Source organism: Paenibacillus sp. FSL P4-0338 (genome assembly GCF_038002365.1).
In the GTDB taxonomy this organism is placed as follows: Bacteria; Bacillota; Bacilli; order Paenibacillales; family Paenibacillaceae; genus Paenibacillus_AQ.
This window is the reverse complement of the sequence record NZ_JBBOCG010000001.1, coordinates 751,456-768,758: the sequence shown is the minus strand read 5'-3', so window position 1 is coordinate 768,758 and position 17,303 is coordinate 751,456. Positions and strand designations below refer to the sequence as shown.

General features: G+C 53.2%; 13 protein-coding genes. 1 reads left to right on the top strand and 12 read right to left on the bottom strand.

Annotated elements, in window-relative coordinates; genetic code table 11:
• The 6 genes from MKZ07_RS03115 to MKZ07_RS03090 form a co-directional block, all read right to left on the bottom strand.
• Nucleotides 1-1,227 (bottom strand): MFS transporter, encoded by a 1,227-nt coding sequence (locus tag MKZ07_RS03115; RefSeq protein ID WP_036695194.1) that lies wholly within the window; start codon nt 1,225-1,227, stop codon nt 1-3.
• 106 nt (nt 1,228-1,333) lie between these two features.
• On the bottom strand, nt 1,334-2,041 hold the full coding sequence (locus MKZ07_RS03110) for a response regulator transcription factor (protein WP_036695195.1): 708 nt from the start codon (nt 2,039-2,041) through the stop codon (nt 1,334-1,336).
• On the bottom strand, nt 2,038-3,783 hold the full coding sequence (locus MKZ07_RS03105; protein WP_036695196.1) for a sensor histidine kinase: 1,746 nt from the start codon (nt 3,781-3,783) through the stop codon (nt 2,038-2,040). Before MKZ07_RS03105 ends, MKZ07_RS03110 begins: the two co-directional genes overlap by 4 nt.
• Before the next feature lie 96 nt (nt 3,784-3,879).
• Nucleotides 3,880-5,457: an extracellular solute-binding protein gene (locus MKZ07_RS03100; protein WP_235218432.1), complete on the bottom strand. Its 1,578-nt coding sequence runs from the start codon at nt 5,455-5,457 to the stop codon at nt 3,880-3,882.
• Between the two features lie 69 nt (nt 5,458-5,526).
• Entirely contained in the window at nt 5,527-6,408 is an 882-nt protein-coding gene (locus tag MKZ07_RS03095) for a carbohydrate ABC transporter permease (protein WP_036695198.1), read from the bottom strand.
• 17 nt (nt 6,409-6,425) lie between these two features.
• Nucleotides 6,426-7,409, bottom strand: a complete 984-nt coding sequence (locus MKZ07_RS03090) for an ABC transporter permease (RefSeq protein WP_036695199.1) — start codon at nt 7,407-7,409, stop codon at nt 6,426-6,428.
• 161 nt (nt 7,410-7,570) lie between these two features.
• On the opposite strand from MKZ07_RS03090, the gene MKZ07_RS03085 reads away from it, so the two are divergent.
• On the top strand, nt 7,571-8,407 hold the full coding sequence (locus tag MKZ07_RS03085) for an AraC family transcriptional regulator (protein WP_341024429.1): 837 nt from the start codon (nt 7,571-7,573) through the stop codon (nt 8,405-8,407).
• 598 nt (nt 8,408-9,005) lie between these two features.
• Here MKZ07_RS03085 and MKZ07_RS03080 read toward each other — a convergent pair.
• The 6 genes from MKZ07_RS03080 to MKZ07_RS03055 form a co-directional block, all read right to left on the bottom strand.
• Nucleotides 9,006-10,088, bottom strand: coding sequence for an endo-1,4-beta-xylanase (locus tag MKZ07_RS03080; RefSeq protein ID WP_235218433.1), 1,083 nt, complete (start codon nt 10,086-10,088; stop codon nt 9,006-9,008).
• Between the two features lie 39 nt (nt 10,089-10,127).
• On the bottom strand, nt 10,128-11,825 hold the full coding sequence (locus MKZ07_RS03075; protein WP_235218434.1) for a glycoside hydrolase family 43 protein: 1,698 nt from the start codon (nt 11,823-11,825) through the stop codon (nt 10,128-10,130).
• A gap of 107 nt (nt 11,826-11,932) precedes the next feature.
• A complete protein-coding gene (locus MKZ07_RS03070; RefSeq protein ID WP_036695200.1) occupies nt 11,933-13,852 on the bottom strand; it encodes a carbohydrate-binding protein in 1,920 nt (639 codons plus the stop codon).
• 203 nt (nt 13,853-14,055) lie between these two features.
• On the bottom strand, nt 14,056-15,114 hold the full coding sequence (locus MKZ07_RS03065; protein WP_235218435.1) for an ABC transporter substrate-binding protein: 1,059 nt from the start codon (nt 15,112-15,114) through the stop codon (nt 14,056-14,058).
• A gap of 188 nt (nt 15,115-15,302) precedes the next feature.
• On the bottom strand, nt 15,303-16,271 hold the full coding sequence (gene yjfF / locus MKZ07_RS03060) for a galactofuranose ABC transporter, permease protein YjfF (RefSeq protein WP_036695201.1): 969 nt from the start codon (nt 16,269-16,271) through the stop codon (nt 15,303-15,305).
• Nucleotides 16,261-17,301: an ABC transporter permease gene (locus tag MKZ07_RS03055; protein WP_235218436.1), complete on the bottom strand. Its 1,041-nt coding sequence runs from the start codon at nt 17,299-17,301 to the stop codon at nt 16,261-16,263. The genes yjfF and MKZ07_RS03055 overlap by 11 nt, the downstream gene beginning before the upstream one ends.
• Nucleotides 17,302-17,303: the final 2 nt, after the last annotated feature.

Sequence of the window (17,303 nt, the reverse complement as noted above, 5' to 3'; positions counted from 1 at the left end):
CTATGTCCCCTTTGGCAATGTGATGAAGATGAAGAAGCCGATCAGAAAGAGCGGGATAATCGACAAAATACTATAGCGGGCATCTCCTACCAAGGTAGTGGTCAGAGACATTAAGGCAGGGCCAAGAATCGCCGCGAACTTGCCAAAAATATTATAGAACCCGAAGAATTCATTGGAATTCTCCTTCGGGATGATTTTGGCGAAATAGGACCTGCTGAGTGCCTGAATGCCGCCCTGGGCCGAGCCGATCAGCGCACCCAGCAGGAAGATATGCCACACCGAAGTAATGAAGAACGCTGCGATACAGGAAATAACGTAGGTGAATATCCCGGCAATAATCAGGGCCCGGGCGGAGTAGGTTTTGGCCAGATTGCCATAGAGAATCGCGCAGGGAAAGGCAATAATCTGGATGATGAGCAGAATTCCCAGCAGTGTGAAGGTGTCGAGGGCTTCTGTGCCGAGGACGGAGGTTGCGTAAGGCACAACCATTTTGATAATCGTATCTACTCCGTCAATATAGAAGAAGTAAGCAAGCAGGAACACAAAGACGATTCGGTGCTGGCGGATATTCCCGAAGGTGGCAGCGATGCGTTTGAAGCTCCGGGCCACAGGCTTCGGCTCAGGCTCGATATAATATCTCTGCTTCACATCCCGGATCATCGGCACCGTCAGCAGTCCCCACCAGAGCGCCGTAATGATGAACCCGATCTGGTAGCCGATGGCCTTGTCCATTCCCAGCAGGAAGATCAGCAGCAGACTGATGCCGAACGGAATACAACTGAAGATGTAGCCGTAGGCGAACCCTCGCGTTGACACCTTGTCCATCCGTTCATCCTCCGTAATATCCACCAGGAAGGAGTCGTAGAAGATATTAGACCCGGCGAAGCCGACCGCTGACAGAATGTAAAAGGCAACAAGCAGCTGCCATTGCCCGCTGGCAGGGGACACAAAGGCCAATGAGGCGGTTGAAAGGATACCGAGCGCAGCGAAAAAAATAAAGAACCGCTTCTTCCGGTCCTTATAATCCGCAATCGTGCCGAGAATCGGGCTGAGGACCGCGACCAGAATACTGGCGATCGAGTTGAAATACCCCAGGTCCATGCTGCTGCCCACATTATCGAACATCCCGAAGATAATCGGCAGCAGCGCCGTAGTCACGGCCATCGAATACGCGGAATTCCCGCAGTCGTACAGAATCCACGATCTCTCCTCTTTGCTTAGCTTCATCTCATCTTCTCCTCTTATAACCGATTGTTTCAGTTATATCACGCGAACGTATGAAGCATGTTAATGGGGTGTAAAATCATTGGCGGATGATTACGCAGAAGCAGCTTTAGTGATCTTGCCGGTAAGCCCCAGGGGTGCTGCCGGTGTATTTTTTGAACACCTTGTTGAAGTAATGCTTGTTCTCATACCCGACCCGGCGTCCGATCTCGACTACCGGCAGATCCCGGTGGAGGCTCAGCAGCTTCTGCGCTTCCTTGATCCTGGTGGTATTCAGGTAATGGACGAACGTATCGCCGGTGACCTTCTTGAACAGGCTGCTGATGTAATTCGGATGAAGGTCCATCAGCTCGGCCAGATGATCCAGGGACAGGTCATTCATATAATTCAGCCGGGTGTAGGCAAGAATCCGCTTGGCATGCGGCGGACAGTCCGTACTGTCCACGGAGGGAAGATTCCGCTTCACCTGACTCAGCAGCCGGGCTACCTCCTCCTTATCCACCGGCTTCAGCAGATAATCCACTACCCCGTAGCGGAGCGCCCGGCGGGCATATTCGAAGTCATCATGTCCGGTAAGAATAATGAAGCGCTCACATAAACCGTTCTCCTTCGCCTCCTCCATCATCTCGAACCCGTTCTTCTCCGGCATATGCAAGTCCGTTACCGTCACATCCGGCATATATTCCTTCATGATCTGAAGCGCCTCGAAGGCGTCGCCGGCCTCGCGGATCTCAGCTCCGGCCGGCGCGGCTCCGCCAATCACCTTCACCAGCCCTCCAAGGATAATCGGCTCATCGTCTACGATCAGAATTCTCATGCTTGCTCTGCCGCCCCTTTCGATAGGATGATGGTCAGGCAGGTCCCCTTGCCCTCCTCACTCTCAAGAATCAGCCGTGAGGTCCCGCCATAAAATGATTTAATCCGCTCGCTGACATTATACAGGCCCACGCCTCCCTCTGTCTCTTCCTGAGTGTTCAGCTCCTCCCCGCGGGATAACCGGGCGCGAAGCTGCCGCACCTGTTCTTCAGGAATACCCATGCCGCTGTCCGACACGCTGATTCGGATATCCTCCGCCGTCTCCTTCGCCTGAATCAGGATATGGACCGGCCGCAGTGTCACGGCAGCTCCGTGAATAATACTATTCTCGACCAGGGGCTGGAGGATGAATCTTGGACAAATCAGGGCCTCGGCAGCCACAGCGATATCGACCTCATAGGTGAGTCTTTTTTGCAACCGCATTTTGTGAATATTGAGGTAGAAAACTACGGTCTCAAGCTCTTGGGAGAGCACGGTATGATCGTCCTGGGCGGACAGGCTGTAACGCATCAGCTTACCGAACCAGTAAGAGATCTCCGCCACTTCCTTGTCATTGTTCGATTCGGCCAGCATGCGGATAGTCTCCAGCGTATTATAGAGAAAATGCGGCTTGATCTGGGCCTGGAGCACCTTGTAAGCGGCTTCCTTATTGCGCAGCTCGGCCCGGTGGACATTGTTGATCAGCTCATCCATGCGCAGAAGCATCGAATTATAGGTCTCGGTCAGGAAGCTGATCTCATCCTTGCGGCCCGGCTTATCCTCCTTGCTGACCGACTGCTTCAGGTTGTCGTCGTTCAGATTGCGCATATGTCTGGCGAGCCGGAGAACACGCTTCGTAATCGTTGAAGCAAGAGTGTAATACGCGAACGACAATAACGCAAGCAGTACTGCGAATGTCGTTATCATCACCAGCTCCTGGCTCCGGATCGAGCGAAACACCTCGGATACCTTGCCGATTACGGCAACACGTACGCCCAGTTCCTTCATATATAACTGATTAACAATGACTTCCCGGTTGATAAAATAGGTCTGTGCTTCTCCCGAGGCCAGTCTGCTCCAGGTGGCATCGTCCACTGCTGCGGGAATGCCTTCCCGCTCCAGCGGCTTGCCCTCTGCGGGCAGAAGCAGCGCGGTCCAATCCCCTCCGCCTGTCGCCCGATAGAACTTGCGGATCAGCTCACTGCCGACCCGCAGCTCCAGCAGTCCCACAATCTCGGTAAAGTCATTATTATATATATTCTGATAGAACACCAGCGGGGGAGCTTCCACCTGGGGATCGGGAATCATCCACTTGCCCTGTCCCGGCCGCAGCATACGGGTAGCCTCCGCACCCTGTTCAACCAACGCCGATAGTTCGAGCAGACGGTCAGTAATGGGCAGCACGCCCTGCTTGGTCAGATAGATTCTGAACGTCTCAATTTCAGGACTGATATTAAGCGATTGTATAATCACCGGATTAATATAACGGTTGTAGGCATATACACTCTCTGCGTCCGTCTCATAGCTGCCGTCCAGATAATCGGTTACATATGGATTGTATTGCAGCATCCGCTGCGTGGAATCAATCCGGGCCAGGTCTGCCTTCATATTGGCATAGGCCTGCTCCAGAATCTTCTGACGGCTCTCCACAAACTGGCCGCTTACAGAGTCATAGATCTTACTATAATAATAGTAGCCAAACGTAACTACTGGAATAAAAATCAGAAAGATATATCCTACTATCATTTTGCGTACAATGCTCACGGCAGTCTGTCCCTCCGGTGCCCGACTTATGTTCTCTAATCCTACCATGAACATGTAAAACCCGGTAGAGACAGGTCTCTACCGGCAGGAATCCGCTTACTTGAACAATTCTTTTTTCTTCTGATAGGTTGTATTCGCCCAGTCGGTGAGCTTCTGCAGGCCGATGTTCTCTGCGTTCTTCAGCATATTCTCATAGGCTGCTACTGCGGCTTCCTCCGATTCAGCCAGATAGATTTTGACCTTCTCATTCTTGACCATCTCATCGATCTTGGTCTTAATGGTCTTCTCCTGTGAATCCGGCTGAGTCTGGATCAGGCCGATCTCCGGCTTGTAGATGCGGATCGACTTCAGATCCATCAGCGCCTGAGTTTTCTGCAGCTCAGGAACATAGGACAGCATGCCCTCCGTAACTCCATCGTTATACAGATACCACCACTTAATTCCGTTGCTGTTCACGAAATCGGCATCGGACGGATTGTATTTGAAATCGGGGTGACCTTCTTCATTCCAGGTCCAGTGCACGCCCTCTACCCCGAACATCGTCAGCTTCTTGCCCTCGTCGCTGGCCAGATACTGCATGAATTTGATGGAGGCCTCCGGGTCCTTATTCTTCTTGGTGATGAAGGTTCCGGAGAAGCCGAGTCCTGAGCTGACTACCTTGGCATCCTTCGACAATACGCTTGGCAGCATCTTGAAGGAGAAGTTCCCCTGATTGCTCTTGATCTTGATGTTATCGGTATCTGCGGTGGATACGGTGTGGCTATGGGCGAAGGCTTTGCCGCCCGTAGCATATTGATCATCAATCTGGTCATTGGCCAGTGCGAAATTCTCAGCCAGGATATAGCCGTTACGGTACAGGCTATTCATGAACTTGAAGAAGTCCAGCATCTTGGGCTGCCTGATCGCATATTCCACCTTGCCGTCCTGTTCATACCAGCCGTCGAGCAGAGTCTCCGTACCGAATTGGGCCAGGAAATACTGCTCGATCCAGTCCTTGTCCATGATCAGCGGGACCATCTCGGGATATTTCTCCTTGACCATGCCCAGCACCTTGACGAAATCATCCAGGGTCTTGATCGGCGGATTCCCCAGCTCCTTCAGAATATCCTCCCGGACCGCGATGCCCGGGTTGCCGTCGCTGCCTAACGAATATTTACTATTCTTCATCTCCTCCTGGGTTGCAAAGGAATTCCGCACGGTATAGAAATTGCCGTCATCCATGGTGTGGATGGCAATCCGGGTCTTGTCAATCTTGAAATCCGGCGCATATTTCTCAATCAGTTCATTCCAGGAATACGACAGCTTCGAGTCGGATAACCGGTCTACATTGGATGAGGTGAACACCAGGTCCGGCAGGTCACCGGAGGCAATCATCAGCGGGAGCTGTTTGTCATCGGTAGCGACCGTAACCTTCAGCTTCACCCCCGTCTTCTCGGTAATCATGTCGGCGACCGGACCCTTCCATTCCGTAACCGGGTACCACGACGCATCAATGAAGAGGCTTAACTCCTTCACCTGTCCGGGCTTGGCAGGTGCATTCCCGCCTGCAGCGGCGTCCGGGCTGCCGGACGGGGCGGGCTGGGCGGTATTTCCCCCGTTACCGCCGCAGGCGGATAACACTACGGCCATTGAGAGTGCGGCTGCGACGATCTTAAAGCTTCTGCTTTTGTTCAAGCTAATCCCTCCATGATTGAATTAATGAGCTGTATGAGCGATGGAACATTTGAACACTGAAGCACTGGCCTAGCCTTTTACCGAACCCAGCATGATTCCAGAAACGAAATACTTCTGCAGGAACGGATACACACAGATAATGGGAACAATGGAAACGACCATTGAAGTGACCTGTAAGGAGAAGCTGGTCACACCCGCCGAGGCACTGTTGGCTACCGCCAGCGAATCCATCGGAGAGTTGCTCTTGTTGATGACCTCCATCATGCGGAAGGCCAGCGTACGCAGCTCCTCGGACTGGACGAAATAAGCCGAATCCAGCCAGGAATTCCATTGTCCGACCCCCATGAACAAGGCCATAGTCGCCAGCACCGGCGTTGAGACCGGCAGGATGATGCGGAAGAATATCGTAAGCTCACCGGCCCCGTCTATATGCGCAGATTCTTTTAGCTCAGCGGGAATTTCACGGAAGAATGAGATCGCAATGAGCAGGAAGAACGTGCTGAGCATGGACGGGATGATGTACACCGCAAAGGAATTTAACAAGCCTAGTGAACGCAAGACTACATAATAAGGGATCAGTCCGCCGGAGAAGTACATGGCGAATACGATCACTGTGAAATAGACCTTGCTAAACAACAGATCACGATGTGACAAGCCGTAAGCGACGATGCTGGTAAGCAGCAGTCCGAGCAAGGTGCCGGACACCGTCCGCAGTACGGAGACCAGGAAAGCCTTCACCCACTTGGGATCATCCATGAACACCCGGTAATTCTCCAGGGTAAAGTTCCGGGGCCACAGATACACCCCGCCCAGCAGTGAGTCTGAGCCTTTATTAAATGAAGCTATTAACACGTAATAGAACGGGTACAGCATCGTGAGCATAATAATGAACAATACCACATAGATCACGCTGTCAAAAACAAAATCCTTCTGCCGCTGACTCTTCAGCATAGCCTTCCCTCCTCTCTCTAAAACAGACTGGAGCCCGATACCCGCTTAGCGATATAGTTACTGGAGAAAATCAGCGCTACAGATATCACCGATTGAATTAAATCGATCGCTGCTGCATAGGAGAACCGCCCGTCGCTTAACCCCACCCTGAATGCGTAGGTCTGGACAATCTCTGAGGTTGGATTATTGATACTGTTGCCGAGCAGGTAGGCCTGCTCGAAGTTTGAACCAACCAGTCCGCCGCCGAGAATGCTCCCGATGGTCAGTACCAGCACAACAACGATGGTTCCCTTCATTCCCGGCAGGGTGATATAACGGATACGCGCCAGCCTTCCGGCACCGTCAATCTCAGCAGCCTCATAGAGCGAAGGACTGATCCCCGAGATCGCCGCCAGAAAAATAATCGTCCACCAGCCCATCTCCTTCCACACCGCACTCCCTACCGCCAGCCCCCAAAAGTAATTTGGACTGGTCAGGAAGGCTAGCGGCTCATCCGTGAAGCCCATCGCCATCAGCGCCTTATTGACCACACCGACATCGGCGGATAGGAAGGCATAGGATACGCCAACCACGACCACCCAGGAGATAAAATGCGGCAGATAGCTGATCGTCTGCACAAACCGCTTGAAGGCCATGTGCTTCACTTCGTTCAGCATGATCGCCAGCAGGATCGGCGCCGGGAAGGCGAAGAGGACCTTCAGCAGACTAAGGACCAGCGTGTTGCGGACCAGCTTGCCGAATTGATAGTCATGGACGAATTCATCGAAATACCTCAGCCCGACCCAATCGCTGGTGAAGATTCCTTTGATGCCGCCGGAGATGCTGTAATCCTTGAACGCCATTAGGATGCCGAACATCGGAGTGTACGCGAAGATCAGCAGATAGATCATGCCTAGCCCGACGAACAAATGCAGTACTTTCTGTTTTTTAAACCGCTTCCATAAAAACGACCGCCGGCCGCCGCCGGTTCCGGGACTTTTTGGCTGTGTTTCCAATTCCATATGCGCTCCTCCCTCGTACCTTTAGTTTACCTTCCAGGGGAGGGGCGCCGTAAGCTCACATTCTTAAGAAAGCGTTGTCATTTTTGAATACGCTTCCTTTGTTTATTTGTTGTTTTCGTCATATAGTATAAGTAACATGCTGAAAGATACAGGTGCTGACTATGAATTCTATGGAATACGGACTCAATGAGGGTCCAATGGTAAAAGGGAACGGGTACAAGCCCTCCAATCTGCATAGATGGGGACCCGGCGTCCGTGATGTATATGCGCTGCATTATATCGTAAGCGGCAGAGGTTACTTGAAGACCGGCCAGGCGGTACACCCTGTGGAGACGGGCGAGAGCTTTATGATTTTTCCGCAGACGGAGGTGTATTACTATCCTGATCCGCAGGACCCGTGGGCGTATTGCTGGATTGAATTTAGCGGGCCGGAGGCCTTACGCTTACTTGCTAAGCTTCGTATCTCACCCGACCAGCCCGTTGTAACGACCGCGCCGCAGGATTTCAGGGCCATGTTCGATCAGATTAAGGCCAATGAACTGGAGCCGTATGCACGGGAGCGCTCGGATGCGGTGCTTCATCTGCTGCTGTCGTATTACATGGAGTATTATCCGAGCGAGCAGGCCAGTCTCAAGAAGGACTATGTAGGGTCAGCGAAGGCCTATATCGAGAGTAACTATTGGAAGTCTTCCTTATCGGTGCTGGATGTGGTGGAATATGTGACTATTGAGCGCAGTTACCTGTTCCGGCTGTTCAAAAAAGAGACTGGCACCTCCATCTCCGGCTACCTGACCACCGTGCGCATCCGGCGGGCCTGCGAACTGCTGGCGGAGTCGCGGTTGTCGGTGAAGTCGTTGTCTTACTCGGTCGGCTACCACGACCCGTTGTACTTCTCGAAGATATTCAAGAAGGTTACTTCCTACACGCCTTCACATTACAGGAAGGTGTATAGGGAGGGGCATTTGTCCCTTCCTCCAGCGGATGGGGGTGGGGGGTGAGATTGGCGGATGTCTTGGCGGGTACGGGGATAACTTACTTGTGCGGGTGAGTGGTGCTGGTGGTGTTTGTGTTTGTGTTTGTGTTTGTGTTTGTGTTTGTGTTTGTGTTTGTGTTTGTGTTTGGTTTTTCACATACGATTGGCCTAACATACCTCTGCACCAACACATTTGAGCTGTATCCAACTAAATAAGGTGCACTAATGCACCTTATTTCCGCTCACAGCCGACTTTTGCTAGATTCAGGTGCACTAATGCACCTTATTTCCGCTCACAGCCGACTTTCGCCGGATTCAGGTGCACTAATGCACCTTATTTCCGCTCGCAGCCGACTTTCGCTAGATTCAGGTGCACTAATGCTCCTTATTTCCGCTCACAGCCGACTTTCGCCAGATTCAGGTGCACTAATGCACCTCATTTCCGCTCGCAGCCGACTTTCGCTAGATTCAGGTGCACTAATGCACCTCATTTCCGCTCGCATGCCCAAGGTGTTCGATTTTTCACATACAATACAATCCTAGTCAAAAAAAGGCTGCTCCCGGCGCATTGTGCCACGGGAGCAGCCCTTAAGTAATGTTACATACCGCGTGCCTGCTTCAGCTTATTCAGCCGGAACGGGTTCCAGCACCGGTTGGAGATCCAGTTGAGGGTCTGGCTCAACCACACTGTCCGGCAGGATCACACTGTCAGTGATATCCTGGGCGTCAGTGGTTTCCATCAGGGCTGACGAGCCGCCCAAGTATTGCTTCAGCCACTTCAGGGCAGGGCGCTCTGTGCCGTTGGAATTCACCAGATGGGTACCCGATGCCCAGGTCTGATTCTGGATGTAGCCCCACAGGGTTACGCCCTTAACGGAAGGATGGTTCCAGAGCACAGGGAACTTCTGTTGGTATCTGGCAAGCTGGGTGTTGTCATCACCGGTAATATCCAGCTCGGAGACATAGATTGGCAGGCCTGTAGCGGCAAGCTTATTCAGTACGGTGTTCATGGTAGAGACGCTGACGTTATCCATATTGAAGTAGTGGCACTGAATGCCGATTCCGTCAATCAGTCCTCTGGATTTCAGGATATTGATAATGTTCACGTACTTGTCGGCTGCGCTGGGGTCACCGATAATGCCATAATCATTGAGGTGCAGCTTGGCGTTCGGGAAGGCGGCTCTGGCCTGCTGGAAGGACCAGATGACCCAATCCCAGCCGGTGCTTCCGTCACCGCCGATGGCATTGCGGTACGAAGGCTTGGCGTGCAGCGGTTCATTAACGACATCCACAAAAGCAGTCTTTGCGGAATAACGCTGGCCTGCCTGAGTAATAAATGAGCTGATCTCCGCCTTCTGCTCCGCTGCCGATAAGCCGGCGACCCAGTTAGGCTCCTGGTTTCCCCAGACAAGTGTATGGAACTTGAACGGGATGTTTTTGCTAATGGCATAGTTATAGATCATGTCCGCATTGCCCCAGTTCATCTGGTTGCGGTTGCCTTCGATGGAGCCCCATTTGGTACCGTTCTCAGGGGTGACCTGATTCCAGTAGGTGGTGAAGTTACTTGGAGCACTGCCTGCAATGATATTCCCCAGGAACTTCGATCCATTGGTAATTGCTGCGCTGGCATTGCCTGCCATCACAGAGGTGAGCAGGACACTCGCTAGGGCGAGCCCGCCCACAACCTTTTTAATTCTGTTCTTCAATGAAATACATCTCCTTCTTCTTATTGGATATAAGCGCGCCTATTCCAGACGCAGATAATCAAAATCAGTATAGCCGCCCGCTGACTTCGTCGCATAATTGAACAACGCAAACCGGTAGCCCATAAAGTGAGGCATTGTATAGGACATCTGCAGCGTATTCCCTATGGATGTCCAGTTGTTGCCGTCCAGACTATAGGAGAAGTACGCCTTATCCGTCTGATTAGTAAAATCGCAGAGTACCTTCAGATAGACTCTGTTCTGGCTGAGCGGCACATTGGCCACTTGAGTCATTGACCCGGAGCTGGCATTGACCATCACAATGGACTTGGAATTGCCGGACATCTTCACACCGACGAACCCGTATTTAGCCTGAAAAGCAGCCAGTCCGGCAACATCCCCGTCCTTCATTCCGCCCGTCTCCAGGGCCGTCACGCCTGTGCTCTTCGGACCGAACGTCCGCTGGGTCAGTGTGTTCCGGGCATTCAGCAGGCTTGTACTTACCTTGCCGGTGGTCAGCCGCAGGAATCCGGGACGCTGGGACAGAGACCACTTCGTATTATCAGGATTGTGGTTCCACTGCCAGACCTTGGCCAGCCCTGTTCCTGCCGAGATCGCTCCTGCAAAAGTTTCCTCCTCCGCTGCGGAATATGTCTGGTCAATCACGGCATCCGGCACAGCCAAGTAAGCGTATACATCATCCCGAACGGTTGCAGCAGCGGCAGAAGATGAGGAGAACTCATCGGAGGCGTACACCTTCTTCACCGGATACCCTTCAACAGGCAGGTTCAGGGTTCGCGGTGCCTTGCCCCCGCTTCCGAAGACCGGCCAGTTCCCGGTCCAGGTTACCGGCACCAGATACGGCATCCGTCCAACCGCCCCGCTATCCCTGAAGAGCATCGCATACCAGGAACCGGATGGCGTGTCCACAATGCCGCCCTGGGCAATGCCCGAGTCGTTAAGTGACACCTGCCCTGTATAGCCCCCGGTTAAGCTCGTGGAGCGGTAGGTCAACTGAGTGCGTCCGCTTCCCGAAGGCCAGCAGATTAGGAACACATAATAATAGCCGTTGATCTTCTGGATATGCGCGCCCTCGGCCTTCACAATGAAGTTCGAACCGGCAATATTGCTGGAATTCGGGATGATAACCTGACTGATCCCGCCGGACTTGATGGCCTTGGCATCTGCCGTCAGCTCAATCAGGCTGATATTATCAACTCCGTACACCAGGAAGACACGCCCATTGTCGAACAGCAGTGAAGCATCGTGATAGTAACTGCCCAGGACCGATGAGGTCCAGGGGCCATTTTCAATATTCGAGGTCTGATAGATATAAGTCCGGCCGGTTGAGTTGGACCCGAAGGACACATAATAGATCCCGTTATTGTACCGGATGCTGCTTGCCCAGGAGCCCTTGCCATACTCATTCTGTCCGTTGTTCAGATTCTGTGCATCGCCGTTCGCATACGTATCGTAGACATAATTCACGATTTCCCAGTTCACCAGATCATAGGACTTCATGATAGGAACACCGGGGGTCATATGCATGGTGGTGCTGGTCATGTAATACACATTGCCTACCCTGATGACGTCATTGTCCGGGGCGTCTGCATAAATAAACGGATTGGTAAAGGTCGCAGCAGCAGCCGTAGAAGGATTGAACAGGATACCGAGCGTGAGCGAGAATGCCAGCAGGTACAACCCTGCTTTTTTAAAAATAGAAGAATTTATATGTTGCACACGATAACCTATCCTTCTATTTCCCGCTGAAACTATACCGTTCTTTAAAAGGACGGCAAAGCCGTTTCTACTTGCCATAGCATCCCTCCTTCCGTATGCTTCCCTCGTCACTGGTTCCATTCAATATAATCCACATAGGCATCCCAGCTTCCATTATCCGTGGTAACGACCAGCTTGACCTCCTGATTGCCGGTGGCATGGGCCACATTGGTCAACGTCTGTACCGAGGGGGTTGTTCCGCTGAAATTGAAGGAGCCAACGTTCACTCCGCCGATCAGCAGATCCACCCGCGCCGCAGAGGAATTGTTAGAAGCCCCCCGCACTGAGAAATTGTGCGTGCCATAGGCATAATACTGATTGAACGCAGCAGCGTCATCATTTCCGTACAGTGCCACTCCGCTAAAAGGAGAAGTAATCTTCCCCGCATAGGTTCCGCTGAGCGTCATGTCCTCCGCTTCCACCTTGCTTACCGGAGGAGGTGTCGTGCCGCCATCGCCGCCCGTAGAGAACTGCCAGTAATCGAAGTTGAACAGATTACCGGAGCCTGATCCGGTGAAGACCAGATAGAGTCTGTGCACCCCTACCGCATTGCTGACCGTAGTCTGTACCTCCTGCCAGGACTGCGCTCCTCCTGTATTAGGAACATTCAGCGTGCCGACCAACGGGCCGGTTGCGCTGTCGAGCCGGATTTCGATTTTACCGCCGCCTGTGGCGGAAGCCACATTCGCCTTGAAGCTGGAAGCGCCGGAGCCGAAATCGGCATTGCCCACGGCAACCCAGTCTCCATTGTTAATATTGGTCACATTCATATTGCTGGCAGGACCGCCCGCAGCCTGCGTACGTTCCGTTGTAATGCCTGCATTCCAGCCGATCGTCTCGGCTTCCACCCGGGTGTACGGATTCAGATTGGCAATCTGGGCGATGCCCGCCATGTCTCCCTGAACCTCCTGGATGGTTCCGTTCGCATTATGGACCAGCTTGTTGATATGCGGAGAACGGTAGCCTTTGCCGTCACCAAGGACAGCCTTCGCCACAGTCTGGGCGTGATAGACTACGTACCACCCGTTATTGAAGTTAAATACCGCATGGTGGTTGTTGCCGCCTACCCCGAAGAAGGTGTAAGGATTCTTCAGGAAATGTCCGGTGTACGTAAAAGGTCCCATCGGACTGTTGCTGACCATATACCCGATTTCACCTGCCGGATAGGCAGCCGGGTGCGTGCCGGAGAAGTTGAAGCAATACGAGTAATAATATTTGCCGCCGTACTTATGGATGCCCGAATCCTCGAACATATAGGGAGCATCAATTGTGGATGCGCTTCCAACAATGCTTGTCATATCCGCACCGAGTCTCAGCACACGGGCTGTCTTGGGACTGGCAACAGATGCCGGGTCCGAAGTGTTGGGGATGCCCCCGCCCGCATATAGATAGCCGCTGCCGTCGTCATCGACCAGAACCGCCGGGTCAAACAGCCAAGTTACCCCGGACATTCCCGGTGTATTGCCTGTCACCAGTGCTTTGCCCAGCGGATCGGACCACGGGCCAACCGGAGAGTTGGCTGTCAGTACCCCGATGCCTGACGCGCCGTTGGCGAAGTACAGGAAGAATTTATCCTGTCCGTTGATTTTCTTCACGGCTGCTGAAGGCGCCCAGGAGAGCGAGGCCCATTTGGCAATGCCCGCAGAACCATTGACATTATTGGCTCCGGCTACCGGGATGGCACCATGGTCTGTCCAGTTCACCATATCTGCCGAAGAGATGACATTGATTTTGTTCAGTGCACTGAAATCATTATCCTTCACTGTTCCGTTGCTGTTATAGACATAGGCATCACTCGACATATAGATATAGACTCTTCCGTTATACGTCAATGCGAAGGGATCGGCACCCAGCTTGTGGTCCATCAGCGGATTGGAATTTCCCGGCTGTTTGGCTGTGGCATTTCCTGCCGCCTGAGCAGACAGCATAGGCAGACAGCCCAGCAGCAGAACAAAGGTCATCGCAAGCACCGAGAGCTTTTTGAACATCGGCATTCTCCTCCATTACATTTTTTGTAAACCCTTTCAATCGGATGCGTTACTTATGCCGGAAGCTCACAATCCTCCCCTCCTATTGAATTACTTGAATGAATCTACTAATATTTGTTATTCGAGTTCATCTTAATATACTTCTGCCCAATGAACAATGTAGATTTTTGTTTGAAAAGTTGAAATTTTTTGGTTTTTATGTCTTAATATTTGCGGTTGTTGATCTCCATTGCGGCCAGCTCCCGGGTATATATATCCTCCGGGGTCACCATCCGCTTCGGCAGAGTCCGGCCGGCCATAATCTCCTTCACGGCTTGCATCAGCAGCGGCCCTAGCAGCGGATTACATTCGACCACAGCGTTGATGCTGCCCGCCACCATCTGCTCGAATGCCCGCCGCGTGCCGTCCACCGACACAATAATAATATCCTCTCCCGGCACAAGTCCGGCCTCCTTAATAGCCTCCACCGCGCCAATTGCCATATCGTCATTATGAGAATAAAGCACCTGAGGCCACTGCTCCTTTGGCTGCTGCAGAAAGGTCTTCATCACCTCATGACCGCCGCTGCGCGTGAAATCTGCCGGAGCACTGAGGGTAATCTGCAGGTTCGGCTGATCGGCAAGCATCTTGCGGAACCCGCGCCCGCGGTCGATGGACGGCGTTGAACCTACGGTTCCCTGCAACTCTGCAATGCGGATCTCCCCGTTGTGATGACGCATCTTGTCTCTCACATACTTAGCCGCCTTCACTCCTTCTTCATAGAAGTCAGAGCCGATGAACGTGACATAGAGCGAGCTGTCCGGTACATTCACTGAACGGTCCAGGATAATCACCGGAATTCCAGCCTGCTTAATCTCCAGCAGAATCGGCTCCCAGCCGGTCTGCACCACGGGCGCAATGGCAATCACATCGACCCCGCTGCGGATAAAAGAACGGATGGCCTCGAACTGCTTCTGCTGATCCTGCTCAGCGTTCTTCAGCAGCAGCGTAATCCCCGCCTCCCCGGCAGCTTCGCGGATCGATGCGGTGTTCGCTTCCCGCCAGGTGCTCTCCGATCCGAGCTGGGAGAAGCCGAGCACTACTGGCTTGTTTGCGGCAATCTCTGCTGCGGAGGGCAGCAGGCCTGTAAGTGCCGCAGGAGATGGCCCCTGCATAGGCAGCGCCTGTGGCCCGCCGTTATTCCCGCCACCCGTGCAACCGCCCAGCAGCATTAGTGTCAGGACGATGCACAGCAGCACCAGGCACTCTTTTACTGTTCGCAAGCAGATTCCCCCTTCTGAATGATAGCGATTACAATTATATAGCAAGTGGAAACGGCTTTGTCATCCTTTTAAAGGACGGTACCGTTTCGGTGAGAAATAGAACGATAATGTATAGCGTGAAACCTATACATTATTATATTTCAAAAAAATGGAGAGACAAGTATAAATTGTCTCTCCATGCGTAGTGCTTATTCTTTTAAGGTCAGCCGCCTGGAGCTTAGCACCCGCTGCAGCAGGATGAAGATGAACAGCAGCAGGCCGATGACGATCTTCGTCCACCAGGAGCTAAGCGTGCCCTCGAAGCTGATAATCGTCTGAATCACACCCTGAATCAGTACCCCGAAAAAGGTACCCAGCACATATCCGACCCCTCCGGTCAGCAGCGTGCCACCAATGACGACCGCCGCAATCGTATCCAGCTCGAAGCCGACGGCATGCAGCCCGTACCCCGACAGCATATAAAAGGTGAACACCACGCCTGCCAGCGCTGAGCATAGTCCGCTAAGCGTATAGACCAGCACCTTGGTTCTCGCCACGGGCAGCCCCATCAGCAGCGCCGATTGCTCACTGCCCCCAAGGGCATACACATTGCGCCCGAACCGGGTATAGTGAGCCGTGAAGATAGCGGCTGCTACGACAAGTATAGCGATAACAGCGCTGATGGAGAGGAAGCTGCCGCCCGGCAGGGGAATCCGCGTCTGGGCCATGGCGGTGTAGAAGGCGTTATCAATGGTAATGGTATCGATGCTGATGACATAGCATAAGCCCCGGGCCAGGAACATTCCTGCCAGTGTGACGATGAATGGCTGGATGGCGAAATAATGGATAATCGCGCCCATGACCGTACCGAATACGGCACCCATCAGGAGTACAAGCGGGATAACAACGGCGGGCGGCCAGCCCTGCTGCTGCACGAGGCTTGCCGAGACCATTGTGGATAAGGCAATCACCGAGCCGACCGACAGATCGATGCCGCCTGATAGGATGACGAAGGACATGCCCACCGCCGTGATTAGCAGAAAGGCATTGTCCACCAGCAGATTCATCAGCACCTGAAGGGAGAAGAAGCCTGTGTAACGGAAAGAGCCAGCGGTGAACATGACGATGAACAGCAGAATGGTGACTACTATTGGAATATACTTACGGTTAAGAGGCATGACGGCTCATCTCCTTCTCAGCGGGGTAATGCCGCGACTTCCAGCGGGCGGCAACCGCGGCGCGGAAGGTGTCCGACTGGATCAGGCAGACGGCCAGGACGACACAGGCCTTAACAACCAGCGTAATCTCCGGCGGCACACCGATCATATAGATGGTGGTGGTCAGCGTCTGGATAATCAGCGCTCCGATCACGGTGCCGGTCAGATAGAAGCGGCCGCCGTTCAGCGACGTCCCACCGATGACCACGGCCAGAATAGCGTCCAGCTCATACCAGAGACCGGCATTGTTGCCGTCAGCGCTGGAGACATTCGAGCTGAGCAGCAGGCCGGCGATTCCGGCGCATAAGCCGCAGAACACATAGACGGCCAGTATGACTAAGTGGGCACGGATGCCGGACATCTTGCTGGCTGCCGGATTACAGCCCACCGATTCGATGAACAGGCCGAGGGCCGTCCGCCGGGTAAGTAGCAGGGCGATCCCCAGAACCAGCGCTACGACAAAAATAGAGAAGGGCAGCGCAGCCAGTGAACCGGACCCGATATACGCATACTTGGTGCTGGTTACTGTAATAATCTGTCCGCCGGTAATAAGCTGGGCGATCCCCCTTCCCGCTACCATCAGAATCAGTGTGGCTATAATCGGCTGAATTCCGGCCATGGAGACCAGCAGTCCGTTCCAGGCCCCCAGCATCAGGGACAGGCCTGCGGCCAGCAGCACCGAGGTCAGGATCAGCCCCATACTGTTCTGGTCCGCTCCTCTGCTGATGCTCAGGCAGGCGATAGCGCCCGAGATGGCTACTATGGAACCGACCGACAGGTCGATCCCCTTGGTAGCCACTACCAGCGTCATCCCGATAGCTACCAGGATCAGCGGCGCACCGAAGTTCAGTATGTCGATCAAGCTGCCGTATAAATGCCCGTCATGGACGGTGATGGAGAAGAAATCCGGCGAATAACACAGGTTGAACAGCAGCAGTGCAGCCAGTACGCACAGCGGCCAGAATAAATGATGCTTCATTACTACGCTCATAA

Bases quoted from the DNA above. Each gene is read 5' to 3' on its own strand.
- MKZ07_RS03115 (WP_036695194.1), bottom strand. From the start codon at position 1,227: ATGAAGCTAAGCAAAGAGGAGAGATCGTGGATTCTGTACGACTGCGGG.
- MKZ07_RS03110 (WP_036695195.1), bottom strand. From the start codon at position 2,041: ATGAGAATTCTGATCGTAGACGATGAGCCGATTATCCTTGGAGGGCTG.
- MKZ07_RS03095 (WP_036695198.1), bottom strand. From the start codon at position 6,408: ATGCTGAAGAGTCAGCGGCAGAAGGATTTTGTTTTTGACAGCGTGATC.
- MKZ07_RS03090 (WP_036695199.1), bottom strand. From the start codon at position 7,409: ATGGAATTGGAAACACAGCCAAAAAGTCCCGGAACCGGCGGCGGCCGG.
- MKZ07_RS03085 (WP_341024429.1), top strand. From the start codon at position 7,571: ATGAATTCTATGGAATACGGACTCAATGAGGGTCCAATGGTAAAAGGG.
- MKZ07_RS03070 (WP_036695200.1), bottom strand. From the start codon at position 13,852: ATGTTCAAAAAGCTCTCGGTGCTTGCGATGACCTTTGTTCTGCTGCTG.
- yjfF (WP_036695201.1), bottom strand. From the start codon at position 16,271: ATGCCTCTTAACCGTAAGTATATTCCAATAGTAGTCACCATTCTGCTG.
- MKZ07_RS03055 (WP_235218436.1), bottom strand. From the start codon at position 17,301: ATGAGCGTAGTAATGAAGCATCATTTATTCTGGCCGCTGTGCGTACTG.